Source organism: Pseudomonas sp. HB05, from assembly GCF_016756915.1.
GTDB classification, from domain to species: Bacteria; Pseudomonadota; Gammaproteobacteria; order Pseudomonadales; family Pseudomonadaceae; genus Aquipseudomonas; species Aquipseudomonas alvandae.
Genome location: NZ_JAESPG010000044.1, coordinates 16,746 through 41,909 on the forward strand (window position 1 = coordinate 16,746; position 25,164 = coordinate 41,909).

General features: G+C 61.5%; 25 protein-coding genes. 13 read left to right on the forward strand and 12 right to left on the reverse strand.

Annotated features, from left to right (window positions below; translation table 11 throughout):
* Nucleotides 1-342: 342 nt before the first annotated feature.
* Both ttcA and JMN22_RS25440 read left to right on the forward strand, forming a co-directional pair.
* Nucleotides 343-1,167, forward strand: coding sequence for a tRNA 2-thiocytidine(32) synthetase TtcA (ttcA, locus tag JMN22_RS25435; protein ID WP_030142418.1), 825 nt, complete (start codon nucleotides 343-345; stop codon nucleotides 1,165-1,167).
* A gap of 67 nt (nucleotides 1,168-1,234) precedes the next feature.
* The gene (locus tag JMN22_RS25440) at nucleotides 1,235-1,909 is read left to right on the forward strand and encodes a DNA-3-methyladenine glycosylase I (RefSeq protein ID WP_030142417.1); all 675 of its coding nucleotides are present in this window, start codon (nucleotides 1,235-1,237) and stop codon (nucleotides 1,907-1,909) included.
* A 99-nt stretch (nucleotides 1,910-2,008) separates the two neighbouring features.
* Here JMN22_RS25440 and JMN22_RS25445 read toward each other — a convergent pair whose 3' ends face one another.
* Genes JMN22_RS25445 through arsC form a run of 3 tightly spaced genes read right to left on the reverse strand, consistent with a single transcriptional unit; the run spans nucleotide 2,009 to nucleotide 3,382 of the window.
* On the reverse strand, nucleotides 2,009-2,434 hold the full coding sequence (locus JMN22_RS25445; protein WP_198798078.1) for a DUF2069 domain-containing protein: 426 nt from the start codon (nucleotides 2,432-2,434) through the stop codon (nucleotides 2,009-2,011).
* Nucleotides 2,427-3,032 carry an NAD(P)H:quinone oxidoreductase gene (wrbA, locus tag JMN22_RS25450; RefSeq protein ID WP_181288516.1) on the reverse strand — a complete coding sequence of 202 codons (606 nt, stop codon included), beginning with the start codon at nucleotides 3,030-3,032 and terminating at the stop codon, nucleotides 2,427-2,429. Before wrbA ends, JMN22_RS25445 begins: the two co-directional genes overlap by 8 nt.
* A complete protein-coding gene (arsC, locus tag JMN22_RS25455) occupies nucleotides 3,029-3,382 on the reverse strand; it encodes an arsenate reductase (glutaredoxin) (protein WP_198798077.1) in 354 nt (117 codons plus the stop codon). The genes wrbA and arsC overlap by 4 nt, the downstream gene beginning before the upstream one ends.
* A 104-nt stretch (nucleotides 3,383-3,486) precedes the next feature.
* Here arsC and JMN22_RS25460 point away from each other — a divergent pair, with 104 nt between their 5' ends.
* Nucleotides 3,487-3,954: a TlpA disulfide reductase family protein gene (locus JMN22_RS25460; RefSeq protein WP_198798076.1), complete on the forward strand. Its 468-nt coding sequence runs from the start codon at nucleotides 3,487-3,489 to the stop codon at nucleotides 3,952-3,954.
* 170 nt (nucleotides 3,955-4,124) lie between these two features.
* On the opposite strand, the gene JMN22_RS25465 is transcribed toward JMN22_RS25460, so the two are convergent.
* From JMN22_RS25465 to JMN22_RS25480, 4 genes are all read right to left on the reverse strand, one after another.
* A complete protein-coding gene (locus JMN22_RS25465; RefSeq protein ID WP_198798075.1) occupies nucleotides 4,125-4,529 on the reverse strand; it encodes an META domain-containing protein in 405 nt (134 codons plus the stop codon).
* Nucleotides 4,529-4,963 (reverse strand): hypothetical protein, encoded by a 435-nt coding sequence (locus JMN22_RS25470; protein WP_030142411.1) that lies wholly within the window; start codon nucleotides 4,961-4,963, stop codon nucleotides 4,529-4,531. Before JMN22_RS25470 ends, JMN22_RS25465 begins: the two co-directional genes overlap by 1 nt.
* Nucleotides 4,964-5,149: 186 nt before the next feature.
* Nucleotides 5,150-6,139, reverse strand: coding sequence for a 2-hydroxyacid dehydrogenase (locus tag JMN22_RS25475; protein ID WP_198798074.1), 990 nt, complete (start codon nucleotides 6,137-6,139; stop codon nucleotides 5,150-5,152).
* Between the two features lie 112 nt (nucleotides 6,140-6,251).
* Nucleotides 6,252-9,002, reverse strand: coding sequence for a response regulator (locus tag JMN22_RS25480; RefSeq protein ID WP_198798073.1), 2,751 nt, complete (start codon nucleotides 9,000-9,002; stop codon nucleotides 6,252-6,254).
* A gap of 277 nt (nucleotides 9,003-9,279) precedes the next feature.
* Here JMN22_RS25480 and cysM point away from each other — a divergent pair, with 277 nt between their 5' ends.
* The 5 genes from cysM (at nucleotide 9,280) to JMN22_RS25505 (ending at nucleotide 15,434) form a co-directional block, all read left to right on the forward strand.
* Complete coding sequence (gene cysM / locus JMN22_RS25485; RefSeq protein WP_030142408.1) at nucleotides 9,280-10,182, forward strand: cysteine synthase CysM; 903 nt, start codon at nucleotides 9,280-9,282, stop codon at nucleotides 10,180-10,182.
* Nucleotides 10,182-11,552, forward strand: a complete 1,371-nt coding sequence (gene rlmD, locus JMN22_RS25490; RefSeq protein ID WP_198798072.1) for a 23S rRNA (uracil(1939)-C(5))-methyltransferase RlmD — start codon at nucleotides 10,182-10,184, stop codon at nucleotides 11,550-11,552. Before cysM ends, rlmD begins: the two co-directional genes overlap by 1 nt.
* Nucleotides 11,553-11,653: 101 nt before the next feature.
* Nucleotides 11,654-13,900 carry a GTP diphosphokinase gene (gene relA, locus JMN22_RS25495; protein WP_030142406.1) on the forward strand — a complete coding sequence of 749 codons (2,247 nt, stop codon included), beginning with the start codon at nucleotides 11,654-11,656 and terminating at the stop codon, nucleotides 13,898-13,900.
* Between the two features lie 134 nt (nucleotides 13,901-14,034).
* Nucleotides 14,035-14,868 carry a nucleoside triphosphate pyrophosphohydrolase gene (gene mazG, locus JMN22_RS25500; protein WP_198798071.1) on the forward strand — a complete coding sequence of 278 codons (834 nt, stop codon included), beginning with the start codon at nucleotides 14,035-14,037 and terminating at the stop codon, nucleotides 14,866-14,868.
* A 26-nt stretch (nucleotides 14,869-14,894) separates the two neighbouring features.
* Entirely contained in the window at nucleotides 14,895-15,434 is a 540-nt protein-coding gene (locus JMN22_RS25505) for a DUF2058 domain-containing protein (protein WP_198798070.1), read from the forward strand.
* Between the two features lie 137 nt (nucleotides 15,435-15,571).
* On the opposite strand, the gene JMN22_RS25510 is transcribed toward JMN22_RS25505, so the two are convergent.
* From JMN22_RS25510 to purM, 4 genes are all read right to left on the reverse strand, one after another.
* Nucleotides 15,572-15,766: a hypothetical protein gene (locus JMN22_RS25510; RefSeq protein WP_030142403.1), complete on the reverse strand. Its 195-nt coding sequence runs from the start codon at nucleotides 15,764-15,766 to the stop codon at nucleotides 15,572-15,574.
* Nucleotides 15,767-16,169: 403 nt separating this feature from the next.
* A complete protein-coding gene (locus tag JMN22_RS25515; protein ID WP_030142402.1) occupies nucleotides 16,170-16,883 on the reverse strand; it encodes a DUF3108 domain-containing protein in 714 nt (237 codons plus the stop codon).
* 8 nt (nucleotides 16,884-16,891) lie between these two features.
* Nucleotides 16,892-17,542 carry a phosphoribosylglycinamide formyltransferase gene (gene purN / locus JMN22_RS25520; protein WP_030142401.1) on the reverse strand — a complete coding sequence of 217 codons (651 nt, stop codon included), beginning with the start codon at nucleotides 17,540-17,542 and terminating at the stop codon, nucleotides 16,892-16,894.
* A gap of 11 nt (nucleotides 17,543-17,553) precedes the next feature.
* Complete coding sequence (purM, locus tag JMN22_RS25525) at nucleotides 17,554-18,612, reverse strand: phosphoribosylformylglycinamidine cyclo-ligase (protein ID WP_030142400.1); 1,059 nt, start codon at nucleotides 18,610-18,612, stop codon at nucleotides 17,554-17,556.
* Between the two features lie 364 nt (nucleotides 18,613-18,976).
* Between purM and JMN22_RS25530 the strand changes: the two genes are divergently transcribed.
* From JMN22_RS25530 to JMN22_RS25550, 5 genes are all read left to right on the forward strand, one after another.
* Nucleotides 18,977-20,035, forward strand: coding sequence for a DUF2066 domain-containing protein (locus tag JMN22_RS25530; protein WP_030142398.1), 1,059 nt, complete (start codon nucleotides 18,977-18,979; stop codon nucleotides 20,033-20,035).
* 31 nt (nucleotides 20,036-20,066) lie between these two features.
* The gene (locus JMN22_RS25535; protein WP_030142397.1) at nucleotides 20,067-21,140 is read left to right on the forward strand and encodes an AI-2E family transporter; all 1,074 of its coding nucleotides are present in this window, start codon (nucleotides 20,067-20,069) and stop codon (nucleotides 21,138-21,140) included.
* 169 nt (nucleotides 21,141-21,309) lie between these two features.
* Nucleotides 21,310-22,014, forward strand: coding sequence for a DnaA regulatory inactivator Hda (gene hda, locus JMN22_RS25540; protein ID WP_003178999.1), 705 nt, complete (start codon nucleotides 21,310-21,312; stop codon nucleotides 22,012-22,014).
* A 213-nt stretch (nucleotides 22,015-22,227) separates the two neighbouring features.
* The gene (locus JMN22_RS25545) at nucleotides 22,228-22,854 is read left to right on the forward strand and encodes a C40 family peptidase (protein ID WP_030142396.1); all 627 of its coding nucleotides are present in this window, start codon (nucleotides 22,228-22,230) and stop codon (nucleotides 22,852-22,854) included.
* A gap of 166 nt (nucleotides 22,855-23,020) precedes the next feature.
* Complete coding sequence (locus JMN22_RS25550) at nucleotides 23,021-23,554, forward strand: C40 family peptidase (RefSeq protein ID WP_030142395.1); 534 nt, start codon at nucleotides 23,021-23,023, stop codon at nucleotides 23,552-23,554.
* A 144-nt stretch (nucleotides 23,555-23,698) separates the two neighbouring features.
* On the opposite strand, the gene JMN22_RS25555 is transcribed toward JMN22_RS25550, so the two are convergent.
* On the reverse strand, nucleotides 23,699-25,009 hold the full coding sequence (locus JMN22_RS25555; RefSeq protein WP_198798069.1) for a PQQ-dependent sugar dehydrogenase: 1,311 nt from the start codon (nucleotides 25,007-25,009) through the stop codon (nucleotides 23,699-23,701).
* Nucleotides 25,010-25,164 lie beyond the last annotated feature (155 nt).

Here is a 25,164-nt window from a genome sequence, read left to right on the forward strand (position 1 = left end):
GCGACCTTATGCCGCAGTATAGAAAGGAGTGGCGGCGAGGGGGATGGGGGGCTTAGAGCAAATCGCGCTGTAGCCGGGAGCGCTAATCGCCGTTAGGTCTGTGCGCGAGGTTTCTGGCGCGCCGGATTTTACTGTGGCGAGGGGATTTATCCCCGCTGGGCTGCGCAGCGGCCCCAATTATTCCCATACCACCGCGCAGTGTCAGGCTAAACGCAGGGGGTGCTGCGCAACCCGACGGGGATAAATCCCCTCGCCACAAAAGTGCCTGTCATCAGCCTTCGCCGACGGCGGATTTTTTGCGTAAAATGCCGGCCTTTCGTCACACCTCACGGATTTCGCGTCATGGGCACTCTTACGGTCAACCAGAACAAACTGCAAAAGCGCCTGCGCCGCCTGGCCGGTGAGGCGGTCGCCGACTACAACATGATCGAGGACGGCGACAAGGTCATGGTCTGCCTGTCCGGCGGCAAGGACAGCTACACCTTGCTCGACGTGCTGATGCATCTGCAGAAGGTTGCACCGATCAAGTTCGACATCGTCGCGGTGAACATGGACCAGAAGCAGCCCGGGTTCCCCGAGCATGTGCTGCCGGCCTACCTCGAGTCGTTGGGCGTTGAGTACCACATCGTCGAGAAAGACACCTATTCGGTGGTCAAGGAACTGATTCCCGAGGGCAAGACCACCTGCTCGCTGTGCTCACGCCTGCGCCGCGGGACGCTCTATACCTTCGCCGACGAGATTGGCGCGACCAAGATGGCCCTGGGTCATCACCGCGACGATATCGTCGAGACGTTCTTCCTGAACATGTTCTACAACGGCTCGCTCAAGGCCATGCCACCCAAGCTGCGTGCCGACGACGGGCGCAACGTGGTGATTCGCCCGTTGGCCTATTGCAACGAGAAGGACATCCAGGCCTATTCGGATTTCAAGCAGTTCCCGATCATCCCCTGCAACCTGTGCGGCTCCCAGGAAAACCTGCAGCGCCAAGTGGTCAAGGAGATGCTCCAGGAATGGGAACGCAAGACTCCGGGGCGTACCGAGAGCATTTTTCGCGGCTTGCAGAACGTCATTCCGTCGCAACTGGCGGATCGCAACCTGTTCGATTTTACCAACCTGCGCATCGATGAAAACGCCACGCCGCGGTTCGTCAATGTGGTGAATCTCTGACGGTCGCAACGACACTATTCACGGCGCTTGAAGGCGCCGTTTTTGTTTTTAACCCCTAGGAGAGGGCATGCGCGATTACAAGTGGCTGCACGAGTATTGTCTGAACCGCTTCGGTTCGGCGGCTGAACTGGAAGCCCACCTGCCTGTACCCAAGACCCCGGCGCAACTGCGCAAGATCAGCGACGACCGCTACCTCTCGACCATGGCGCTGCGAGTGTTCCGTGCCGGGCTCAAGCACAGCCTGGTGGACGCCAAGTGGCCGGCGTTCGAAGAAGTGTTCTTCAAGTTCGACCCGGAAAAAGTCGTGCTGATGAGTGCCGAGCACCTGGAGCGGCTGATGCAGGATGCGCGGATCATCCGCCACCTGGGCAAGCTCAAGAGCGTACCGCGCAATGCGCAATTGATATTGGACGTGGCCCATGAAAAAGGCAGTTTCGGCGCGCTGGTCGCCGACTGGCCGGTGACCGAGATCGTCGGCCTGTGGACTTATCTGAAAAAACACGGCCATCAACTGGGCGGCCTGTCGGCACCCCGCTTCCTGCGGATGATGGGCAAGGACACGTTCGTGCCCAGTTACGACGTGGTCGCGGCGCTCAATGCCCAGGACATCATCGACAAAGTCCCCACCAGCCAGCGGGACCTGGCGACGGTGCAGAATGCCTTCAACCAGTGGCATGAAGAGAGCGGTGGGCGGCCGATGTCGCAGATTTCGATGATGCTGGCTTACACAGTGAATCATTGAGACCGCGTAGCGCCCATCGCGAGCAAGCTCGCTCCCACAGGGGATTTTCAGCGTTCAAAAACCCAGTGTGGGAGCGAGCTTGCTCGCGATAGCGGTATATCAGGCGACGGAGGGTTCGCCTTCGCCCGCCAACCTTCGATTCAACTGAAACCGCCAGCGCACATACAGCAACGCCGAGCAGAACACCGCCATGCTCGCCGCCATCTCAAGCAAGCCGAACACATGCCGGTTCGGATCGTATGCGGCCAGTGCACCCTTGATGAAATACAGGTTCACCACGAAACACATCCAGGAATGCCCGCGGGCGCTGCCGATGAGCATGCCCGGCGCGAGGATCAACAGCGGCACCAGCTCGATCAGCAGGATCACCCAAGGGCGCGCGCCGTGCAGGTCGGCGATCAGCAAGTAATACGCACTGAGCAACCCCACCAAACCGAAAAAGCACAGCAGGCTGAGGGCGCGGGCGATGCGTACGCGCGGTTCCAGCCAGTGGACCGGTGGGAGGATCTTGGGCTTCTTAGCCACGGCCGTTCTCCAGCAATAGAGCGGTTTTCGCCAGGCGCAGGCCCAAGGCTCGGCACAGCTCGACTTCATGCGCGTTCAAGCCGCTTTTACCGTCGGCGCCGGCGTGATGGCTCGGGCCGTAGGGCGTACCGCCACCCTGGGTATCGATCAGGGCCGATTCGCTGTAGGGCAGGCCCGTGATCAGCATGCCGTGGTGCAGCAGGGGCAGCATCATCGACAACAGCGTGGTTTCCTGGCCACCGTGCAGGCTGGCGGTGGAGGTGAATACGCCGGCTGGCTTGCCCACGAGGGCGCCGGTCAGCCAGAGGTTGCTGGTGCCGTCGAGGAAATATTTGAGCGGCGCGGCCATGTTGCCGAAACGGGTCGGGCTGCCCAGGGCCAGGCCCGCGCAGTTCTTAAGGTCATCGAGCGTGGCGTAGAGCGGGCCCTGTTCCGGGATATCCGGCGACACCGCTTCGCATTCCGTGGAAATCGCCGGCACCGTGCGCAACCTGGCTTCCAGCCCGGCCTGCTCGACGCCCCGGGCGATTTGCCGGGCCATTTCGTTGGTGGAGCCGCTGCGGCTGTAATACAGGACCAGGATGTACGGCGTGGTCACGGCAGGATCTCCAGGATCTTTTCCGGCGGACGGCCGATAATGGCTTTTTCCCCGGCTTCGAGGATCGGCCGTTCCATGAGTTTCGGGTGGGCGACGATGGCGGCGATCAGATCGTCCTCGGCCAGGTTTTCGTCGGCCAGGTTCAGGGTCTTGTACTCGTCCTCGCCCGTGCGCAGCAACTGCCGCGCGCCGATGCCGAGCTTGCCCAGCAGGCGCTTGAGCTGCGCGGCGTCCAGCGGGGTTTCCAGATAGCGGACGACGGTGGGCGCCAGGCCGCGGGCTTCCAACAGTTCCAGCGCACCGCGGGATTTCGAGCAGCGCGGGTTGTGATAAAGCGTCAGATCAGTCATGAGCGGGTCGCATCTTGCGTAAGGTGGCGGCTATTCTACTGTGCAGCGAGGCGCCTAGCACCTGATGGGCGGCCAGCGTTCACATTTCAGGCAAGGATTGGCACATGACAAGGCGATTGGCGGCGGCAATGACATTCATCGGCATTTTATTGCTCGCCGGCTGTGGAAACGATTACGGCGTGGATCAGCACGGCCAGCCCATTGCTTCGCAACGGTTGGACAAACAATGGGTGGTGCTCAATTACTGGGCCGAGTGGTGCGCGCCATGCCGCACTGAAATTCCGGAATTCAATGCCTTGGCCGAACAGCTCAAGGGACGGAACGTGGGGGTGTTCGGCGTCAACTTCGATCAGGTACAGGGCGAGGAACTCAAGAGTGCCAGCGACAAGATGGGCATTCATTTCACCGTGCTGGCCCGTGACCCGGCCGAGATCTTCGACCTTCCACGCAGCGAAGGACTGCCGGTGACCTACATCATCGATAACCAAGGCAAGGTGCGTGAGCAGTTGCTGGGCGAGCAGACGGCGGCGGCGGTGATGGCGAAGCTGGAGGCGTTGCAGGCACTGAAATAATGGGGCTTTTGTGGCGAGGGAGCTTGCTCCCGCTGGGCCGCGAAGCGGCCCCCTTGGATCTGCCACTGCGGTGTGTCAGGTAGAAAGCAGGGGCCTGCTACGCCCGACGCGTCGGACCGGTCCAGCGGGAGCAAGCTCCCTCGCCACACAGTTAACCCGAACAGCTGTTCTCAGCCTTCTTCCAACCACCAACGCAGCGGCTTGCCCTGGGCGGGCCAGAAACGCATCTGTTCGATGGGCGAAACGTCCCAGCGCTCTACCTTCTCCAGCGCCTGCAAGAAACGCGTCTCCTGCTCCATCACTGCCGGGGCGCAGAGTTTGCGGGTACTGCCAACCTTGCCGAAACTCAACCGATGGCCTTCCAGGGTATACGGCGCAAACCAATGGTTGCAGCCGGCATTGCCATAGGCCCGGCCATCATCGCCCAGGGTGATGGTCAGGTGGCTGTAATCCATCAATGGTCGCTCACCAATCCATTCAAGGATGTAGCTGCGGTTTTGTTGCAGTTGCACCGGCTCACCGGCACAACCCAGCAGGCCGGCGCCGATCAGCGCGGCCAGGACCAGGCGTTTCATCAAGCGGCTTCCTGGCATTGAGGGCACAGGTGTTTTTCGCCGACCGTCGTCCAGCCCAACTCGGCGATGCGTGCGGTGGCGGCTGGCTTCTGGGCCTTGGTGCCAAGCTTGGCATCGACGGCGAATTCGAAGCTCAGCTCCTTGGCGCAGCGGTCGCAATTGACCTGCCAGGTGTGGATCGCCAGTTCGCCGAACACCGGGCCGGTGGTCATGGCGGTCCATTGGCCCATCGGCTTGAGCAGATGGCGAACGGTGTCCACGGTCAGTCGCATGGACAAATCCTTGCTGCCCTTGAGGGTGACGAGCAATACATCGTTGGCCTGGATCGAACCGCCGTTGCCGGTGACCTGATAACGACCCGGCGCCAGCGCGCGGACCTCGGTCAAGGTGTGCTGTGGGTTCATCAGGGTGTAGCGGAAATCGTGTTCGGCCATGGGTCCTCCAAATAGGCGCGACATGCTAGCACGGGGCATGGCTTGGAATGATCCAGATGGAAGGCATGCCGACGAAACTCCATGCATCCCCTGTGGAGCGAGCCTGCTCGCGAAAGCGGTGTATCAGTCAGCAATGATGTCAGATGACCCATCTAATTCGCGAGCAGGCTCGCTCCCACAGGGGGGCTAGTTGGCTATCAGGTTCTGCGGCGCGCCGGCGGCCCAGGCCGCGATATTGTCCAAGGTAGTGGTGGCGATCGCCGCCAAGGCTTCCCGAGTCAGGAATGCCTGGTGGGCGGTCACGACGACATTGGGAAAGGTCAGCAGTCGTGCGAGAACGTCGTCCTGCAATGGCAGGCCGGAGCGGTCCTCGAAGAAGAGTTGGGCTTCTTCCTCATAGACATCGAGTCCCAGATACCCCAACTGGCCGCTTTTCAACGCTTCGATCAGTGCCGGTGTGTCCACCAGGCCGCCGCGACCGGTGTTGATCAGCATCGCGCCGCGTTGCATGGTTTCCAGGGAACGGGCGTTGATCAGGTGTCGGCTCTGTTCGTTGAGCGGGCAATGCAGGCTGATGATCTGCGCTTGCGCCAGCAGATCGGCTAGCGGCACATAACGGGCGCCCAGGGCTTCGACCTGGGGATTGGGATAAGGGTCGTACGCCAGCAACTGGCAGCCGAAGCCGGCCATGATCCGGGCGAAGGTCGCGCCGATCTGGCCGGTACCGATCACGCCCACCGTCTTGCCCACCAGGTCGAAGCCGGTCAGCCCGTTGAGGCTGAAGTTGCCATCCCGGGTGCGGTTGCAGGCCCGGTGCAGGCATCGGTTGAGCATCATGATCAACGCCACCGCATGTTCGGCCACGGCATGGGGCGAATAGGCCGGCACCCGGACGATGCTCAATCCCAGGCGTTTGGCGGCGAGCAGGTCGACATGGTTGTAGCCGGCCGAACGCAAGGCGATCAGCCGCGTGCCGCCTTCAGCCAGTCGTTCGAGCACCGGGGCGCTGAGATCGTCATTGATGAAGGCGCACACCACCTCGTGCCGTTCGGCCAGGGCCACGGTGTCGAGGTTCAGGCGTGCAGGTTGAAACTGCAGCTCCAGGTTGGCAGGTACGGGCGCGTTGCTGAAACTGTCACGGTCGTAGGTCTGGCTGCTGAAAATAATGGCGCGCATGACGGCCTCCTGGCAAAAAAATAAGCCTGTAGGAACTGCGTAGGAGCTCCTACGGTCCGGGGGGCGGAGCGGGGATTTTCAGTGATTCCGATTTCCAGGATATTGCCTTGGATCAGGCACTGATACGCGCCTCGCTGGCCAGGCGATCGATGGCGCGCTCCAAGTCCTCAAGGGCCGCCGCCGCTTTGGGATCCTGCTGCTTGAGCAGGGTTTCGCTGCGCTGGCAGGCCGCGCGCAATTGCGGTACGCCGCAATAACGCGTGGCACCGTGCAGGCGGTGGACCCGTTCGATCAGGGCGTTGTGATCGTTGGCTTCGCTGGCCTGGCGAATGGCTTCGCGGTCGGCTTCCAGGGAGGCCAGCAGCATTGCCAGCATGTCCGCTGCCAGATCGGCCTTGCCCGCGGCCAGGCGCAAGCCTTCTTCGTGATCGAGCACCAGCAGCTCTCCGCTGCCATGGCCGTCCCAGCCTCGGTCCGGCACTTGGTTGCGCAAGGCCAGGCCGGTCCATTTGAGCACGACCTGGGCCAGTTGCCGCTCGCTGATGGGCTTGGTCAGGTAGTCATCCATGCCGCTTTGCAGCAAGGCGCGTTTCTCGTTGGCCATGGCGTGGGCGGTGAGGGCGACGATCGGCAGCGGCGAGCAGTGTCGCTCGCTTTCCCACTGGCGAATCGTCTCGGTGCTCTGGCGACCGTCCATGCCGGGCATCTGCACGTCCATCAAGACCAGGTCGAAGGTTTCCTTCTGCACGGCCTTGACCGCTGCGTAACCGCTTTCCACCGCCAGCACCCGGGCGCCCATGTCTTCGAGCAAGGTCTGCACCAGCAGCAGGTTGGCCGGGTTGTCGTCCACGCACAGCACTTTGGGGGCACGGCTGGGCGCCGGTTCGTTGGGTTCGTTGCGCAATGGGCGCGGATTGACCAGGTCGGACAGCGAGCGGCGCAACTTGCGGGTGCAGGCGGGCTTGGCCTGGAGCTGGCTGTGGGGGTTGGGAACAGAGAGGTGATACAGCGTCTGCTCGGTGGTCGGGCAAAGCACGAGGACTTTGCAGCCCAGGTGTTCCAGGTCCCAGATGTGCTGGTTGAGGCGTTCCGGCGGCATGTCGTTGCTGGTAATGCCGAGCACGGCCAGGTCGATGGCCTGGTCGGTCTGGTGGGCGACGGTGACACCGTTGGTCAGGTTTTCCAGCGAATTGAACGGCGTGACCTGCAGGCCGCAATCTTCAAGCTGGTGCTGCAAGGCCTGGCGGGCCAGCTCATGATTTTCCAGGACGGCGACGCGTCGACCCAGCAGCGGTGGGCCGGGCAAGTCCTCGGCGTCGTCCCGGGTCCTGGGCAGGCGCAGGCTGATCCAGAACTCCGAACCTTCGCCGGGCGTACTGTCCACGCCGATCTCGCCGCCCATCTGTTCCACCAGCCGCTTGGAAATCACCAGGCCCAGCCCGGTGCCGCCAGGTTGCCGGGACAGCGAGTTATCGGCCTGGCTGAAGGCCTGGAACAGCGCCCGGACGTCCTGGGCGGAGAGACCGATGCCCGTGTCCTGGATGCTGATGCGCAATTGCACGCTGTCTTCATGCTCGTCTTCGAGCATGGCGCGGGCGACGATGGTGCCTTCGCGGGTGAACTTGATCGCGTTGCTCACCAGGTTGGTGAGGATCTGCTTGAGGCGCAGCGGGTCGCCCACCAGCGACAAAGGCGTGTCGCGGTAGACCAGGCTCACCAATTCCAGCTGCTTGGCATGGGCGGCGGGGGCGAGGATGGTCAGGGTGTCCTGCAACAGGTCCCGCAGGTTGAACGGGATGTTGTCGAGTACCAGCTTGCCGGCTTCGATCTTCGAAAAATCGAGGATCTCGTTGATGATCCCGAGCAGGCTGTCGGCGGATTTTTCGATGGTGCCCAGGTAGTCGAGCTGGCGCGGAGTCAGTTCGCTTTTCTGCAATAAATGGGTGAAACCCAGGATGCCGTTCAGCGGCGTGCGGATTTCATGGCTCATGTTTGCCAGGAATTCGGATTTGATCCGGCTCGCCTCCAGGGCTTCCTTGCGCGCCAGGTCCAGCTCGATGTTCTGGATCTCGATGGTTTCCAGGTTCTGGCGCACGTCTTCAGTGGCCTGGTCAATGCTGTGCTGCAATTCTTCCTGGGCATTCTGCAACGTGCCGGCCATGCGATTGATGCCCGACGCCAACTCATCCAGTTCCTGGCTGCCCAGCGGCGGCAGGCGGGTTTCCAGGTGGCCATCCTTGAGCTGCGCCACGGCCTGCTTGATCTGGCTCAGCGGGCGATTGATGGTGCGACCCATGCGCAAGGCCAGCAGCCCGGTGCATCCCAGGCCGGCGGCGATCAGCAACAGGCTGGCGAACAGGCTGCGATAACCGCGCAGCAACATGCCACTGTGGGACAACTCCAGCTCGACCCAGCCCAGCAGGCGGTCGGCTTCCTCGGGAATCAGTTCACCCGCCAGGTTGCGGTGCTTGCCGAACACCGGCAGCAAGTAACGCGTCGCGTCGTTACCGGTGCGCTGCAGCAACTGTGTACTGTTGCCGTCGGGCGCGCGGTTGAGCATGGTCGGGCCGGCATGGGCCAGGGGCGAGCGGTCGGGGGCGAGGAAGGTCACGGCGCGTACGTCCGCTTGTTCGAGGGACTGGGTGGCGATGCGCTCCAGCAGATCGGTGTCGTGCTGGCTCATCGCCGGCGCAACCAGCGGGGCCAGCTGTTCGGCGATCATCTCGCCCCGTTGCAGCAACTGGGCGTGCAGGTCCGACTGCTGCATCCAGGTGAAATAGCCGCCCAGGACCAGCGCCATCAGGCTGGTCGGCAACAGGGTCAGCAACAGGACGCGGCCTTTGATTCCCAGTTTCTTGAGCACACTTGTCTCCTGCATCCAGCGGTCTGATTGAGCTTTGCGCGCATCCGGCACGCAATACCTGCGCAGTGTAGCGATTTGCGGGCAGGTGATCTTCGTAAAAATTCACGGACGCCGGGTTCGTGATCCATGGGGACCGCAACCAAGGGAAGTCGGGTGTGGGGGCTGGGTATGCGCACGCTTATTCCCATAAGCCATAACCACCACACTTTGCGTGATATGGCCTCGCCGGGTTTGTCGGTATGATAGGCGCCCCCGCAGCCCGGATTGCGAATACGCCATGACTTTGCAGTACCCAACCATCGCCGATTGCGTCGGCAACACTCCGCTGGTTCGTTTGCAGCGCCTGCCCGGCGCGACCAGCAATACGCTTCTGCTCAAGCTCGAAGGGAACAACCCGGCGGGTTCGGTCAAGGACCGCCCGGCGCTGTCGATGATCACCCGTGGCGAGTTGCGTGGGCAGATCCAGCCCGGCGATACGCTGATCGAGGCGACGTCCGGCAACACCGGCATTGCCCTGGCGATGGCTGCGGCGATCAAGGGCTACAAGATGATCCTGATCATGCCCGACAACTCCAGCGCCGAGCGTAAAGCCGCGATGACGGCTTATGGCGCCGAGCTGATCCTGGTGACTCAGGAAGAGGGCATGGAAGGTGCTCGCGACCTGGCCGAGCGCATGCAGGCCGAAGGCCGTGGCAAGGTGCTGGATCAGTTCGCCAACGGTGACAACCCCGAGGCCCACTACACCACGACGGGCCCGGAGATCTGGCGCCAGACCGACGGCACGATCACCCATTTCGTCAGCTCGATGGGCACCACTGGCACCATCATGGGCACCTCGCGCTATTTGAAAGAACAGAACCCGAACGTACAGATCGTCGGATTGCAGCCGATGGAAGGCTCGGCGATCCCCGGCATTCGCCGCTGGCCCCAGGAATACCTGCCGAAGATCTACCAGGCCGAGCGCGTGGACCGGATCATCGACATGGCCCAGAGCGAAGCCGAGGACGTGACCCGTCGCCTGGCTCGCGAAGAAGGCATCTTCTGCGGCGTGTCTTCCGGCGGTGCCGTGGCGGGCATGCTGCGCTTGTCCAAGGAAGTTGAGAATGCAGTGATCGTCGCGATCATCTGCGACCGTGGCGACCGTTACCTGTCGACCGGCATTTTCGACGCGCCCAACTGATGGCCAAGCAAGAACGAGGCTTGCGCTTCCAGCCCAGCGGCGGAAGCCGGGCCCCGCAAGTGCCCACCGGCAAAAAGCAGCGCCTGACCATCGAGCGCCTGGCCAACGATGGCCGTGGCATTGCCTTTGTCGACGGGCGCACCTGGTTTGTCATCGGTGCACTGGCCGGCGAAGAGGTCGAGGCGCGGGTGCTCGGGGCCCACGGCAAAGTGGTCGAGGCCCGCACCGAACGGGTGTTTTCGCCCAGCGAGCTGCGTCGTGCCGCGCCGTGTGTCCATGCCGGTCGCTGCGGCGGCTGCAGCGTCCAACACTTGCCCCACAACGAACAACTCGCCCTGAAACAGCGCATGCTCGCCGAGCAACTGTCACGGGTGGCGGGCGTCGAGCCGGAGGAATGGGCTGAGCCTTTGAGCGGGCCGGAATTCGGTTACCGGCGTCGCGCCCGGGTGGCGGTGCGTTGGGACCAGAAAGCAAAAAAACTCGAAGTGGGTTTCCGTGCCGTCGGCAGCCAGGACATCGTCGCCATCGACGAATGCCCAGTGCTGGTACAGCCCTTGCAGCCGATCATGAGCCGCTTGCCGGAAATGCTTCGCCGCTTGGGCAAGCCCCAGGCATTGGGCCACGTGGAATTGTTCGCCGGTTCGTCCCTGGCGCTGTTGTTGCGGCACATGGCGCCGCTGTCGGACGCCGACCTGACGCTCCTCAAGGATTTCTGCGCCCTCCACGAAGCCCAGTTATGGCTGCATGGCGAAGGCGAGCCGCAACCGGTCGATCCGGGATTGTCCTTGGGCTATCGCCTGGAAACCTGGGGCCTGGACCTGGCTTACCGGCCAGGGGATTTCATCCAGGTGAATGCCGCCGTCAACGAGGCTATGGTCGCCCAGGCCTTGCAATGGCTGGCGCCTCGATCCGAAGAGCGCGTGCTGGATCTGTTCTGTGGCCTGGGCAATTTTGCCTTGCCGCTCGCCAAAAGCGTGCGCGAGGTGGTGGCGGTGGAAGGCGTGCAGACCATGGTCGACCGTGCCGCGGCCAACGCCCTCAGCAACAATTTGCATAACACTGCTTTTTTTCAGGCCGATTTATCCCAGCCTTTGGTGGGTGCCGAATGGATCGGCGAAGGCTTTTCTGCGGTACTCTTGGACCCACCCCGTGACGGTGCTTTCGAGGTGGTACGCAAGCTGTCGTCCCTGGGTGCCAGACGGTTGGTTTTTGTATCGTGCAACCCGGCAACTTTGGCCCGGGATACGGTCGAACTGATCAAGCAGGGCTACCGGTTAAAACGTGCCGGGATTCTCGATATGTTTCCTCAAACGGCGCATGTCGAGGCCATGGCGTTATTTGAAGCGAGCCAGGATGGCTTGTCCGACTGACCCGTTCGTGCCAGTCCGCCACGGCCCTGGGCGGAAACACGGGCAACGAAGGTCAGCGATGTTGACGCATTGAATCTGCGTCGTAGGGAAGGTAAGTAAAGATGGTACAGGTGAGAGCACACCAGCCGATCAACACCGACGGCAGTATCAATCTCGAGGCTTGGCTCGATCACGCGGTCAGTATCGACACGGCACTGGATCGCGAAGCCTTGAAGGCCGCCTGCGAGTTCGCTCGCGAGGCGGAACAGCAGCACAACGCGGCGAAGAACCTGTGGTCCGAAGGCACGTCGAGTTTCCAGACAGGCCTCGAGATCGCGGAAATCCTCGCTGACCTCAAGCTGGACCAGGATTCACTGGTCGCCGCGGTGCTGTACCGTGGCGTGCGCGAAGGGCAGATCCAGTTGCCAGTGGTCAGCCAGCGCTTCGGCACCGTGGTCGCCAAGCTGATCGACGGCGTGCTGCGCATGGCGGCGATCAGCGCCAGCCTCAGCCCGCGCCAGTCCATGGTGCTGGGCACCCAGGGCCAGGTGGAAAACCTGCGCAAGATGTTGGTGGCGATGGTTGACGACGTGCGCGTCGCATTGATCAAGCTGGCCGAGCGCACCTGCGCGATCCGTGCCGTGAAATCCGCCGACGACGAGAAGCGCAATCGCGTTGCCCGGGAAGTTTTCGACATTTATGCACCGCTGGCCCATCGCCTCGGTATTGGTCATATCAAGTGGGAGCTGGAGGATTTGTCCTTCCGCTACCTGGAGCCCGACCAATACAAGCAGATCGCCAAGCTGCTGCATGAGCGACGCCTGGATCGCGAGCGCTTCATCACCGATGTGATGACCCAGTTGCGCGAAGAACTGCAGGCCACCGGCGTCGAAGCCGATATCAGTGGCCGCGCCAAGCACATCTATTCGATCTGGCGAAAAATGCAGCGCAAAGGGCTGGAATTCAGCCAGATCTACGACGTTCGCGCCGTTCGCGTGCTGGTTCCGGAAATGCGCGACTGCTACACCGCGCTGGGGATCGTCCACACCTTGTGGCGGCACATCCCGAAGGAGTTCGACGACTACATCGCCAACCCCAAGGAAAACGGCTATCGCTCGCTGCACACTGCCGTGATCGGCCCGGAAGGCAAGGTGCTGGAAGTGCAAATCCGCACCCACGCCATGCACGAAGAAGCCGAGCTGGGTGTTTGCGCCCACTGGAAATACAAGGGCACCGACGTCAAGTCCGGCTCCAACCATTACGAAGAGAAAATCTCCTGGTTGCGCCAGGTGCTGGAATGGCACGAGGAGCTCGGCGATATCGGCGGCCTGGCGGAACAGCTGCGGGTCGATATCGAACCTGACCGGGTCTACATCTTCACGCCCGACGGCCATGCGATCGACTTGCCGAAGGGTGCGACGCCGCTGGACTTCGCCTATCGGGTCCACACCGAGATCGGCCACAACTGCCGTGGCGCCAAGATCAACGGGCGGATCGTGCCGCTCAACTACAGCCTGCAGACCGGTGAGCAGGTCGAGATCATCACCAGCAAGCACGGCACGCCGAGCCGCGACTGGTTGAACCCGAACCTGGGCTACATCACCACCTCGCGGGCACGGGCGAAAATCGTCCATTGGTTCAAATTGCAGGCCCGCGACCAGAACGTCGCCGCCGGCAAGACCTTGCTCGAGCGCGAGCTGAGTCGCCTCGGCCTGCCGCAGGTGGACTTCGACAAGCTGGCCGAAAAAGCCAACATGAAGACTGCCGAGGACATGTTCGCCGCCCTCGGTGCCGGCGATTTGCGCCTGGCGCAACTGGTCAACCTGGCCCAGCAGTTGGTGGAGCCGGAGCGCGGCAACGAACAGTTGGAGTTGATCCCGCGCAAGGCCACGGGCTACAAGCCCGGCAAGCGCGGCGACATCCAGATCCAGGGCGTGGGCAACCTGATGACGCAGATGGCCGGCTGCTGCCAGCCGTTGCCGGGGGATGCGATCGTCGGCTACATCACCCAAGGCCGCGGCGTGAGCATTCACCGCCAGGACTGCGCCTCGGTGCTGCAATTGGCGGGGCGCGAACCGGAACGGATCATCCAGGTCAGTTGGGGCCCGGTGCCGGTGCTCACCTATCCGGTGGACATTGTCATTCGCGCCTACGACCGCTCCGGCCTGCTGCGTGATGTGTCCCAGGTGTTGCTCAACGAGCGGATCAACGTGCTGGCAGTCAACACTCGTTCGAACAAGGAAGACAATACCGCGCTGATGTCCCTGACCATCGAGATTCCGGGGCTGGATGCATTGGGACGGTTGCTGGGGCGGATTTCCCAGTTGCCGAACATCATCGAGACGCGGCGGAATCGGACACCGGGGTGATCGCTGGTTGTCTTGGTTTATGTGGGAGCGAGCTTGCTCGCGATAGCGGTATATCAGACGCATCAAGGTTATCTGACACACCGCAATACCGCGCAAGCACGCGCCCACACGTTTTTTTGTGACGGGATGGATTGATGTACAGCCTCGAAGACCTGCTCCACCTGATGAATCGCCTGCGGGACCCGCAATATGGTTGCCCGTGGGACATCAGGCAAACCTACGCCACCATCGTCCCCCATACCCTGGAAGAAGCCTATGAAGTGGCCGATGCGATCGAGCGCGGCGATTTCGATCACTTGCAGGGCGAATTGGGCGACTTGCTGTTCCAGGTGGTGTATTACAGCCAATTGGCGCGGGAAGAGAACCGTTTCGAATTCGCCGGCGTGGTCGATAGCATCACGCGCAAGCTTGTTCGTCGCCATCCCCACGTGTTTCCTACCGGTGACTTGTATGCACCGGTGGATATCCCGCGATTGAGCGAAGAGCAGGTCAAGCAGCGCTGGGAAGAAATCAAGGCCGAAGAACGTGCCGAGAAGGCTTCGGCGCCCGAGCAGCTGTCGTTGCTCGACGACGTCCCGGCGGCGCTGCCGGCTTTGTCCCGTTCGGCAAAACTGCAGAAGCGTGCTGGCCAGGTGGGTTTCGACTGGCCGGGGCCGTTACCGGTACTCGATAAGGTCAGGGAAGAGCTGGACGAAGTGCTTGAAGCCATGGCAGACAACGATCCCGTAGCCATCAGCGATGAGGTGGGCGATCTGTTGTTCAGCGTGGTCAACCTGGCGCGACACCTCAAGGTGGACCCCGAGACAGCCCTGCGTGGCGCCAACGCGAAGTTCGAGCGCCGTTTCCGATTTATCGAACAGGCATTGCGCGACACCCACCGTCCCATGGAAGATTGCACCCTCGAAGAGTTGGACGCCTTGTGGGGCGAAGCCAAACGTCAGGAAAAGAATTTGCCCAGCTGTGGCTGAGGCCGTTGCCTAAGTGAGTAAGCACCATGAGCCTTTCCCTTCGCGACCAGTTGCTCAAAGCAGGGCTGGTCAACCAAAAGCAGGCCAAGCAGGTCGGCAAAGAGAAACAGAAACAGCAACGCCTGGCCCACAAAGGCCAGGTCGAACTGGATGATTCCCAGCAGCGTGCTGCCCAGGAAGCCATGGCCGAGAAGGTCAAGCGCGACCAGGAACTCAATCGCCAGCAGCAGGAAAAGGCCGAGCAGAAAGCCCGGGCTGCGCAGATCAAGCAATTGATCGAAGTCTCGCGCCTGCCGAAGCTGACCACCGAGGACTACTACAATTTTGTCGACGACAAGAAGGTCAAGCGCATCTCGGTCAATACGCTGATGCGCAACAAGCTCAGCAGCGGCTCCCTGGCGATCGTTCACCATGCCGGCGGCTACGAAGTGATCCCGCGCGAAGCGGCGCTGAAGATCCAGGAGCGCGACCCCAAGCGCATCGTCCAGCTCAACACCCAGACCGAAGAAGTCGATGCCGATGATCCGTACGCGGCCTATCAGATTCCTGATGATTTGATGTGGTAAGCGGGACAATGCTATTGAGTTGAACACAAACCCTGTGGGAGCGAGCGTGCTCGCGATAGCGGTATATCAGTGACAGAAATATTGACTGATACGATGCTATCGCGAGCAAGCTCGCTCCCACAGGTGTTTTGTGTGGTTCAGGATTCAGCTGTCTCACGCAAACGCTGCCGCTCCTCGCGCTCCAGCTCGGCTTTGTAGCTGTGGGCGTCCGTCTCGGAGTGGAACATCCCTACCAGCATGTCCTGTTGATGCACGTCCCAGATCCGGATACCGGCGGCAATCCCTTCGTGGGACATATGGGCGTCGTCGCGTTCAGTTACTTTCACAGTCATCTTGCAAGCTCCAATCTCTGTTATCTGCAGCAAGGCGTGTGCAGGACTTTGTTATAGATTTTGGTAGCGTGCTAAGTAAATGCCCCGGCTCGTTAAGAAGTTTTCATGAAAAGCGCAACAATCCTGCAGGCCAGGCAGGGCGCGGCATTCGGTCGCAGGTGGTGTTCATGAAAAAGTTTTCATGTTGCCAGGCGTGAGCGTAAATAAAACCTGTGGGAGCGAGCTTGCTCGCGATAGCAGTGTGTCAGTTGATAGTGGAGTTGGCTGATCCGGCGCTATCGTCGGATCGCCGCCCGGAGCAAGCTCGCTCCCACAGGTTTACTCCCAAAGGCCCATTGGGTGGGTTTGAAATCCGGGCAACAAAAAGCCCCGCATTTGCGGGGCTTGGTGTTATCGGCGTCGATCAGCTGCCTTTCACAGCCTTGCCGTTGACCGTGCCGTCCTGGAGCATGATGTTGTACTCCTTGCCGTCGGTCTCGACCTGTTGCAGGCGTACCAGCAGGTAGTCCCAGTCCTTGGCGAACCAGAGCACGGTGATGCGCTTGCTCTGTGTCGGGTCGCGCACGCGCTCGACCTTGATCGCGTCGATCTGGCCGGCCTTGGTGTCGACTTTTTCCGAGCCCAGCACGCGGAAATCATAAGTATCGATTTCGCCATCATCGACGACCTGATAGCTCATGCTTTTCTTGCCGGCCGCCACGTCATGCTGCAGGGCAAGCTGATAAGTCGATTTGTCGACCATGCCCCGGTTCAGCGGGATCTTGACTGCGTCACCGCGATCGGTGCCGGTGACCATCTTGGTGTTCCAATCGAAGTCCAGGTCAGCCTTCTTGGCCTTGCCCAGGCCACCGCGCTCGAAGTGGTAGGACTGCGGAAGCAAGGTGTCCTTGTCCAGCGTCAGGGTGCTTTCTTCGGTCAGGCTGGCGATCATCATCGAAGCCTTGAAGCTCAGCTTCCAGGTACCGTTTGCCTCCTTGGTCAGGCTGCGCTCGGCGGTGCCGCTCATGGGCAACTGTTTCCAGTCGGCGGTGTAGCTGGCGGAGAACGGTTGAAGGTCTGCGGCCTGTGCCAGGGGCAAGGCAAGCAGAGCGCAAGCGAAGAGCAGGGCGCGACGCATAAAATCTCCTAGTATCGAATCAAATGGCCGCTGGCGGCGAGCAACTGGCCGTCCAGTGAAGCACCGCGATCGTCGAGGGTCAGCCGTCCTTCGGCAAACCAACGCACGGCCATCGGGTAGATCTGGTGCTCGCGGGCATGGACCCGTTGCGCCAGGCTTTGCGGCGTGTCGTGCAACTCTACCGGTATTACTGCCTGTACGACCAGTGGTCCGCCATCGAGTTCCTCGGTGACAAAGTGCACCGAGCAGCCATGCTCCGTGTCTCCGGCCTCCAGCGCTCGCTGATGAGTGTGTAACCCTTTGTATTTGGGCAGCAGCGAGGGATGGATATTGAACAGGCGTCCCTGGTAGTGCCGCACGAAGCCAGCGCTGAGAATGCGCATGAAGCCGGCGAGTACGACCAGTTGCGGATTGAAGGTGTCGATCTGTTCGATCAGTGCGGCGTCGAAGGCTTCGCGGCCCTCGAACGCCTTGTGATCCAGGACGCGGGTGTCGATTCCCGCATCCTTGGCGCGTTGCAGGCCGTAGGCGTCGGCGCGGTTGGAGATCACCGCGCGGATGCGGACCGGGCTGTCGCCGGTCCGCGTACTGTCGATCAGGGCCTGCAGGTTACTGCCGGTGCCGGACAGCAGCACCACGACGTTACAGGTTGCAGGCATCTGCTCGTGCATCAATGTGCCTTAAGATTTTTCAGCTCGACTTGTGCAGCGCCTTCCGCCGCAGTGGCGATCTGGCCGATGACCCAAGGCTGTTCGCCGGCTTCACGCAATACGTTCAGGGCGGTTTCGACGTGCTCCTGGGCCACGCAGATGACCATGCCCACGCCGCAGTTCAGCACGCGGTGCATTTCGGTTTCATCGACGTTGCCTTTTTCTTGCAGCCAGTCGAATACCGCCGGGCGGGTCCAGCTCGCCACGTCGACCATGGCCTGGGCACCTTTTGGCAGCACGCGCGGGATGTTGTCCAGCAGGCCACCGCCAGTGATGTGGGCCATCGCCTTGACGGCGCCGGTGTCCTTGATCAGCTTGAGCAACGGCTTGACGTAGATGCGGGTCGGGGCCATCAGCAGGTCGGCCAGCGGCTTGCCGTCGAGCTGGGTGTTCTCGATGTCGGCGCCGGACACTTCGATGATCTTGCGGATCAGCGAGTAGCCGTTGGAGTGCGGGCCGGAAGATGGCAGGGCGAGCAGGGCATCGCCAGCCGCGACTTTCGAGCCGTCGATGATTTCGGCTTTTTCCACGACACCGACGCAGAAGCCGGCCAGGTCGTAGTCTTCGCCTTCGTACATGCCAGGCATTTCAGCGGTTTCGCCGCCGACCAGGGAGCAACCGGACAGCTCGCAGCCGGCGCCGATGCCGGTCACGACCTGGGCAGCGGTGTCGACGTTCAGCTTGCCGGTGGCGTAGTAGTCAAGGAAGAACAGCGGTTCGGCGCCGCAGACCACCAGGTCGTTCACGCACATGGCCACCAGGTCGATGCCGATGCTGTCGTGCTTGTTCAGGTTCAGGGCCAGGCGCAGCTTGGTGCCGACGCCGTCGGTGCCCGAGACCAAGACCGGTTGCTTGTAGCCGGCCGGGATCTCGCAGAGGGCGCCGAAACCGCCCAGGCCGCCCATGACTTCCGGGCGCGCGGTGCGCTTGGCGACGCTCTTGATGCGTTCGACCAATGCTTCACCGGCGTCGATGTCTACACCGGCGTCCTTGTAGCTCAGGGAGGGTTGCTTGCTCATGATCCAGGCCTTTAAAGGGGGATTTCTGGGTAACGACCGATCGCCGGGGCCGTTGAATAACCGTTGTACGAATTATTCCGGGTGCCCAGCCATTGCCGGTCTGCGAAGGCGCGCGATTTTATCAGGCTTGTGGAGCAGCGGCCATCCTCGCGCCGACGGGCAGGGACATATCCGCCAAAAAAAACCGATATTTCTTGTATTGGTACTGTGCGACGCGTCTGTATAAGGTGTAGCGGTAAGCGACTATGGTTATGACCGTGGAAACTTGCATCGGGCAGGTGAATGTTTTGCCTGGTGCCGTGTCACAGCCATGCTCAATCTTCTCCACACGGCCGGTGCCAGCCGTTATGTCCGGGAATCTTCCATGCGTTTGTTCAAATTCTTGTCTGTTGGCTGCTTGTCGCTGGTCAGCCTCGCGAGCCATGCCGAAACCCTCAATAACCTTTACCAGGTGCGTGAGCCGGTCAGCAGCCAGGCGCCGGACGAGCGTAACCAGGCGACATTGCGAGCCCTGGACACCTTGGTGCTGCGCCTGACCGGTGACACCAAGGCTGCGCAGAACCCAGGCCTGGCGGCGATCCGCAAGGACCCGCAGCAAATCATTCTTCAATACGGCTACGATGCCGGTCCGCCTGAGAGCCTGCAGGTGGACTTCGATCCCGCCAGCACCGATCGCGCGTTGCGCTCGGCGGGTCTATCGCTTTGGGGAGCGAATCGTCCTTCGATCCTGGCCTGGTGGCTGAATGATTCGGCGGAAGGTTCCAGCCTGGTGGGGGATGGGCAAGGCAGCGCTACGCCGCTGCGCCGTGCCGCTCAGCACCGGGGTTTGCCGTTGCACTTGCCGCTGGCTGACCTGAGCGAGCAGATTGTCGCGACGGCACCCAGCCTGGAAGGCAATGATCCGGCCCCGTTGCGTAATGCTTCGGAGCGTTATGGCTCCGACGCCTTGCTGGCTGTCCACGCGAAAGAAGAGGGCGGCCAATGGCAAGCGACTTGGCGCCTGTGGTTGGGCGACCAGCGCGAACAAGGCAGCGCGCAAGGGGCTGATCCGGCGGCATTGGCCGATGCCGTAATGTTGGCGGTGAGCCAGCGCCTGGCACCACGTTTCGTGGCCAAGCCGGGCGTGGCGACCGAGCAGTTGCTGGAAGTGCAGGGCATGAATCTTGAGCGTTACGCGGCGCTGGGGCGGTTGCTCGAACCGTTCGCTGGGCAGTTGCAGCGGGTCGAGGGTGACATGAGTTTCTACAAGGTCAACGGCAGTGCCGAGCAGTTGAAGGCGCAGTTGGCCCTGGCGAAGCTGCAGGAAATCCCCGCCGGTGAGGCTGTTGCGCCACCGCCTGCGGCCCAGCCCGCCGTCGATGGGACCGTTGCGCCCGCCCAGCCAGCGCCGGCGCCGGCGGCCAATCTGCGGTTCCGCTGGTAGTTTCTTCTTTATATAGGATCAGGAGTGGTTCATGGGCGATACGCGGCGTTGGTTCTGGTTGGGTGGGGTCGCCCTGCTGATTGCATTTATCTACTTGCTGCATCCGATCCTCACGCCGTTCCTGGTTGCGCTGCTGTTGGCCTATCTGTTCGATCCGGTGGTGGATCGCCTGGAGAAGCTCGGGCTGTCCAGGACCTGGGGCGTAGTGGCGGTGTTCGCTCTGTTTACCTTGATCGTCAGCGCCCTGTTGCTGGTGCTGATTCCCATGCTCGCCAAGCAACTGTTTCGCCTGTATGAACTGGCGCCACAGATGCTCGACTGGCTCCAGCACAGCGCGGTGCCTTGGGTGCAATCGAAGCTGGGGTTGGCGGACGGCTTCTGGAAATTCGACAGGGTCAAGGCTGCCATCAGCGAGCACATGGGCCAGACCACCGATATCGTCGGGGTTGTGTTGAGCCAGGCCACGGCTTCGAGCCTGGCGTTGATTGGTTGGCTGGCGAACCTGGTGCTGATTCCGGTGGTGGCCTTCTATCTGCTGCGTGACTGGGACCTGATGATGGCCAAGATCCGCAGCCTGCTGCCGCGTCATCGCGAAGAACGCATCATGACCCTGACCGGCGAATGCCATGAGGTGCTGGGCGCCTTTGTGCGCGGGCAGTTGCTCGTCATGGTGGCGCTGGGCTTCATCTATGCGGCCGGGTTGATGCTGGTGGGGCTGGAGCTTGGGTTGTTGATCGGGATGATCGCCGGGTTGGCGGCCATCGTGCCTTACATGGGATTTGTCATCGGCATCGGCGCGGCGCTGGTCGCCGGGCTGTTCCAATTCGGCGGCGACTTGTACCCCATGGTCGGCATCGTGGCGGTGTTCATGGTTGGACAGGCCTTGGAAGGCATGGTACTGACGCCCCTGCTCGTAGGCGATCGCATTGGCTTGCATCCGGTGGCGGTGATCTTCGCGATCCTGGCCGGTGGCGAGTTGTTCGGTTTCACCGGGATTTTGCTGGCGCTGCCGGTGGCAGCGGTGATCATGGTGCTGGTGCGTCACGTGCACGATCTGTACAAGGATTCGGACATCTATAGCGGCGTCGAAGACCCCGACCTGTAAGGCCAAGGGCGCGCGCGGTGTCAGGGAAACTGACGCTGCGCGCCCTTGTCGCTGCAAACCTTTGATTTTCCTCGTGGTCCGGTGCATTGTGCGGTCCGCGTCACGGGTATAAACTTTGCGAACTTTACACAGAGGCCACTAATGGTTCCTTTGGAACTGTTCAGTCAGCATGAAACCGATTCAGCTGCCCCTTGGTGTGCGTCTGCGTGATGACGCCACCTTCATCAACTACTATCCAGGCGCCAATGCCGCTGCACTCGGCTATGTCGAGCGGCTTTGCGAAGCCGACGCTGGCTGGACCGAGAGCCTGATCTACCTGTGGGGCAAGGATGGAGTAGGGCGCACGCATCTTCTGCAGGCTGCGTGCCTGCGATTCGAACAACTGGGCGAGCCGGCGGTTTACCTGCCGCTGGCCGAGCTGCTTGATCGCGGTGTTGAAATTCTCGACAACCTTGAACAATACGAACTGGTCTGCCTGGACGATCTCCAGGCCGTGGCCGGCAAGGCTGATTGGGAAGAAGCGCTGTTCCACCTGTTCAACCGGTTGCGCGACAGTGGGCGGCGCTTGTTGATCGCGGCATCCACGTCGCCGCGAGAGCTGCCGGTTAAACTGGCTGACTTGAAATCCCGCCTGACCCTGGCGCTGATTTTCCAGATGCGCCCGCTCTCCGATGAAGACAAGCTGCGGGCGCTGCAACTGCGCGCTTCCCGCCGTGGCCTGCACCTGACCGATGAGGTCGGGCATTTCATCCTCACCCGTGGCACCCGCAGCATGAGCGCGTTGTTCGAGCTGCTCGAACGCCTCGACCAGGCCTCCCTCCAGGCGCAGCGCAAGCTGACTATTCCTTTTTTGAAAGAAACCTTGGGCTGGTAGAACCGGCGCAAATAGTGGCTTATAGCCTGCTCTGGGCGCGGCGAAACCCGCGGTCCTGCTGGGTTGCAGGCTGCGTGACGTTCTAAATGGGGCTTAAGCGCTTAGATGTAAACGTAAAACCGAGAAGTCACATTTGCATCGATTGAATTTGCAAATGAGGACGATAGAAGGCATAGTCTCGCCATCTTTACTACTTCAGCCACGGTCGTGCCCATGCTAAATCGCTTCGCACCCCTCGTGCCTCTCGCACTCGTTAGCCTGTTGTTCGGTTGCGCTGCCCACTCCCCAGTGTCCCAGCAAGCGCCGCAAGTACAGGTCAAGAATTCCGTAACCGCCCAGTCTTCCTCCGTTGCGTTCCAGGAAGAAATGGCCACCGACAAAGAGCTGGCAGAGTTCGCCGGCAGCAAGCCTTATCAGCTTCCAGTGCTGGCAGACAGCATCCTGGAGCGTGGCATGTCCTTGATCGGTACTCGTTATCGTTTTGGCGGTACGTCTGAGGCCGGCTTCGATTGCAGCGGTTTCATCGGTTATCTGTTCCGCGAAGAGGCCGGCATGAACCTGCCGCGTTCCACTCGCGAAATGATCAACGTGAACGCCCCACTGGTTGCACGCAATCAGCTGGAACCGGGTGACTTGCTGTTCTTCAGCACCAACGGTCGTCGCGGTCGTGTCAGCCACGCCGGTATCTACCTGGGTGACAACCAGTTCATCCACTCCAGCAGCCGCCGCAGCGGTGGGGTGCGAATCGACAGCCTGGGCGACAGCTACTGGAGCAAGACCTTCCTCGAAGCCAAGCGCGCCCTCGCCATGGCACCGACCGTGGTCACCGCTCGCAAGTAAGCGCACAGTTTGTAGGGCAAACTTAAAGTCTTACTTGAAGTTTGCCCCATAGCCGCTAGAATCCTTGATCATTGATTGATGGCAATCCGCCTGCGTATTACGCGGGCGGATTTGTTTCCATCTCCACGGCAGAAAAAGCCGCATCCAGATCAGGATTGTTCTGCATATGTCGACGTCGGCCCGCCTCGCTCTCATGCTCCTTGCCGCGCTGCTCAGCGCATGTGCCAGTCGTACTCCGCCACCCGCACCCGTGCGGGCTCCGGTGGTATTCGCTCCCTCCCAACCTTCGTCTCCGGCCGCTGAAGACGTGCTGTTCCGCGCGCTGGGGCTCGTGGGAACGCCCTATCGCTGGGGTGGCAACACGCCGGATTCAGGTTTCGATTGCAGTGGCTTGATCGGCTACGTGTACCGTGACGCCGCCGGTATTTCCCTGCCGCGTTCCACCCGGGAAATGATCAGCATGCGAGCGCCGGAGGTCGGCAAGGATGCGTTGGAGACCGGCGACCTGGTTTTCTTCGCCACCAATGGCGGCTCCCAGGTCAGCCACGCCGGGATTTATGTCGGGGAAGGGCGTTTCGTCCATGCGCCGGCCACGGGCGGGACGGTCAAGTTGGACAGCCTGTCCAAGGCCTATTGGCAGAAAGCCTACCTGGGCGCCAAGCGCGTGTTGCAGCCGGAGCATCTGGCGCGTAATCCCTGACGATTAAGAAGATCGACTCTGCTGGAGAGGCTCTTGTGGCGAGGGAGCTTGCTCCCGCTCGGTTGCGCAGCAACCGCTAAAAGCTTGGGGCTGCTACGCAGCCCAGCGGGAGCAAGCTCCCTCGCCACGGTTCGGTTCCGGTTCTTAGTTCTTCGAAACCCGCCAGACCTTGTTCCCGACGTCATCCGCCACCAACACCCCGCCCTGTTTATCAATCACCACGCCCACCGGCCGGCCCTGGGCTTTTTCGTCTGCGTTGAGAAAACCTGTCAGCACATCCACCGGTGGTCCCACCGGTTTACCTGCGCTAAACGGGACGAAGATCACTTTATAACCACTGTGGGGCTTGCGGTTCCAGGAGCCGTGCTGCCCGACGAAGGCCCCTTCGGTGAAGGGCGCGGGCAAGGTGCTGCCTTCGGCGAAGGCCAGGCCCAATGACGCCGTGTGGGGGCCGACGGCATAGTCGGGGGCGATAGCCTTGGCCACCCGCTCGGGGTTTTGTGGTTCGACCCGGATGTCCACGTTCTGCCCGTAATAACTGTAGGGCCAACCGTAGAAACCGCCATCCTTCACCGAGGTGATGTAGTCCGGCACCAGGTCACTGCCAATCTCGTCCCGTTCGTTTACCGCGGTCCACAACGCGCCACTGCGGGGCTCCCATGCGAGGCCGTTGGGGTTGCGCAAGCCCGAGGCGAAAATGCGATGAGCGCCGGTGGCCCGGTCCACCTCCCAGATCGCCGCGCGGCCTTCTTCCGCCTCCATGCCATTTTCCGCAACGTTGCTGTTCGAGCCCGTGGTGACGTACAGCTTGCTGCCGTCCCGGCTGGCGATCACGTTCTTGGTCCAGTGGTGGTTGAGCGTGCCGCCCGGCAAATCGACCACTTTGGTCGGCTGTGCCGTGATCTTCGTGTCGCCTTCCTTATAAGGGAAGCGAATCAACCGATCGGTATCGGCCACGTACAGCTCATTGCCTACCAGCGTCATGCCGAACGGTGAGTTGAGATTTTCCAGGAAGATCGTCCGGGTTTCAGCAACGCCGTCATGGTTTGCATCGCGCAGCAACGTAATGCGGTTGGGGCTTGGCACCCCAGCGCCGGCGCGTCCCATGACTTTTTTCATGACCCAGCCACGAATGCCCTTGGCATCGTCGGGCTTGGGCGGTGCGTTGGTTTCCGCCACCAATACATCGCCATTGGGCAGGACATAGAGCCAGCGTGGATGATCCAGCCCCTCGGCGAACGCCACTACCTTCAGGCCCTGGGCCGGGGTTGGCTTGGCGCCGTCCGGCCAGCCGACGGCTTCGGCGATATTCACCGTGGGGATCAGGGTCTTGTTCGGCTCGGGCAGTTTCGGCGACGGGCCGATCCCATCGGAAACCTGCAAGGTGGAAGACTCGCCGCAAGCGACTAGCCCTGTAGCAAGGGCGACGATCAAAAGATGAGAGGGCTTGAGCATGCGGGCTTCCCTATGAATGCATGGTGTTATTCATAGAGAAGCGTAGACGTGGGATGGTTCAATGGCGGGCGGCCGCTTAGCCAAGTGAAATCTGGGTGGGAGCGGGCTTGCTCGCGAATGCGGTGGGTCAGTCATTATTTATGCCTACTGGCCCA

Coding starts and splice junctions, on each gene's coding strand:
- JMN22_RS25555 (WP_198798069.1), bottom strand. CDS start 25,009: ATGCTCAAGCCCTCTCATCTTTTGATCGTCGCCCTTGCTACAGGGCTA.
- cysM (WP_030142408.1), top strand. CDS start 9,280: ATGACTTTGCAGTACCCAACCATCGCCGATTGCGTCGGCAACACTCCG.
- relA (WP_030142406.1), top strand. CDS start 11,654: ATGGTACAGGTGAGAGCACACCAGCCGATCAACACCGACGGCAGTATC.
- ttcA (WP_030142418.1), top strand. CDS start 343: ATGGGCACTCTTACGGTCAACCAGAACAAACTGCAAAAGCGCCTGCGC.
- JMN22_RS25505 (WP_198798070.1), top strand. CDS start 14,895: ATGAGCCTTTCCCTTCGCGACCAGTTGCTCAAAGCAGGGCTGGTCAAC.
- mazG (WP_198798071.1), top strand. CDS start 14,035: ATGTACAGCCTCGAAGACCTGCTCCACCTGATGAATCGCCTGCGGGAC.
- JMN22_RS25515 (WP_030142402.1), bottom strand. CDS start 16,883: ATGCGTCGCGCCCTGCTCTTCGCTTGCGCTCTGCTTGCCTTGCCCCTG.
- arsC (WP_198798077.1), bottom strand. CDS start 3,382: ATGACTGATCTGACGCTTTATCACAACCCGCGCTGCTCGAAATCCCGC.
- JMN22_RS25510 (WP_030142403.1), bottom strand. CDS start 15,766: ATGACTGTGAAAGTAACTGAACGCGACGACGCCCATATGTCCCACGAA.
- JMN22_RS25545 (WP_030142396.1), top strand. CDS start 22,228: ATGCTAAATCGCTTCGCACCCCTCGTGCCTCTCGCACTCGTTAGCCTG.
- JMN22_RS25530 (WP_030142398.1), top strand. CDS start 18,977: ATGCGTTTGTTCAAATTCTTGTCTGTTGGCTGCTTGTCGCTGGTCAGC.
- JMN22_RS25460 (WP_198798076.1), top strand. CDS start 3,487: ATGACAAGGCGATTGGCGGCGGCAATGACATTCATCGGCATTTTATTG.
- JMN22_RS25470 (WP_030142411.1), bottom strand. CDS start 4,963: ATGGCCGAACACGATTTCCGCTACACCCTGATGAACCCACAGCACACC.
- JMN22_RS25465 (WP_198798075.1), bottom strand. CDS start 4,529: ATGAAACGCCTGGTCCTGGCCGCGCTGATCGGCGCCGGCCTGCTGGGT.
- rlmD (WP_198798072.1), top strand. CDS start 10,182: ATGGCCAAGCAAGAACGAGGCTTGCGCTTCCAGCCCAGCGGCGGAAGC.
- purM (WP_030142400.1), bottom strand. CDS start 18,612: ATGAGCAAGCAACCCTCCCTGAGCTACAAGGACGCCGGTGTAGACATC.
- JMN22_RS25440 (WP_030142417.1), top strand. CDS start 1,235: ATGCGCGATTACAAGTGGCTGCACGAGTATTGTCTGAACCGCTTCGGT.
- hda (WP_003178999.1), top strand. CDS start 21,310: ATGAAACCGATTCAGCTGCCCCTTGGTGTGCGTCTGCGTGATGACGCC.
- JMN22_RS25535 (WP_030142397.1), top strand. CDS start 20,067: ATGGGCGATACGCGGCGTTGGTTCTGGTTGGGTGGGGTCGCCCTGCTG.
- purN (WP_030142401.1), bottom strand. CDS start 17,542: ATGCCTGCAACCTGTAACGTCGTGGTGCTGCTGTCCGGCACCGGCAGT.
- JMN22_RS25550 (WP_030142395.1), top strand. CDS start 23,021: ATGTCGACGTCGGCCCGCCTCGCTCTCATGCTCCTTGCCGCGCTGCTC.
- JMN22_RS25475 (WP_198798074.1), bottom strand. CDS start 6,139: ATGCGCGCCATTATTTTCAGCAGCCAGACCTACGACCGTGACAGTTTC.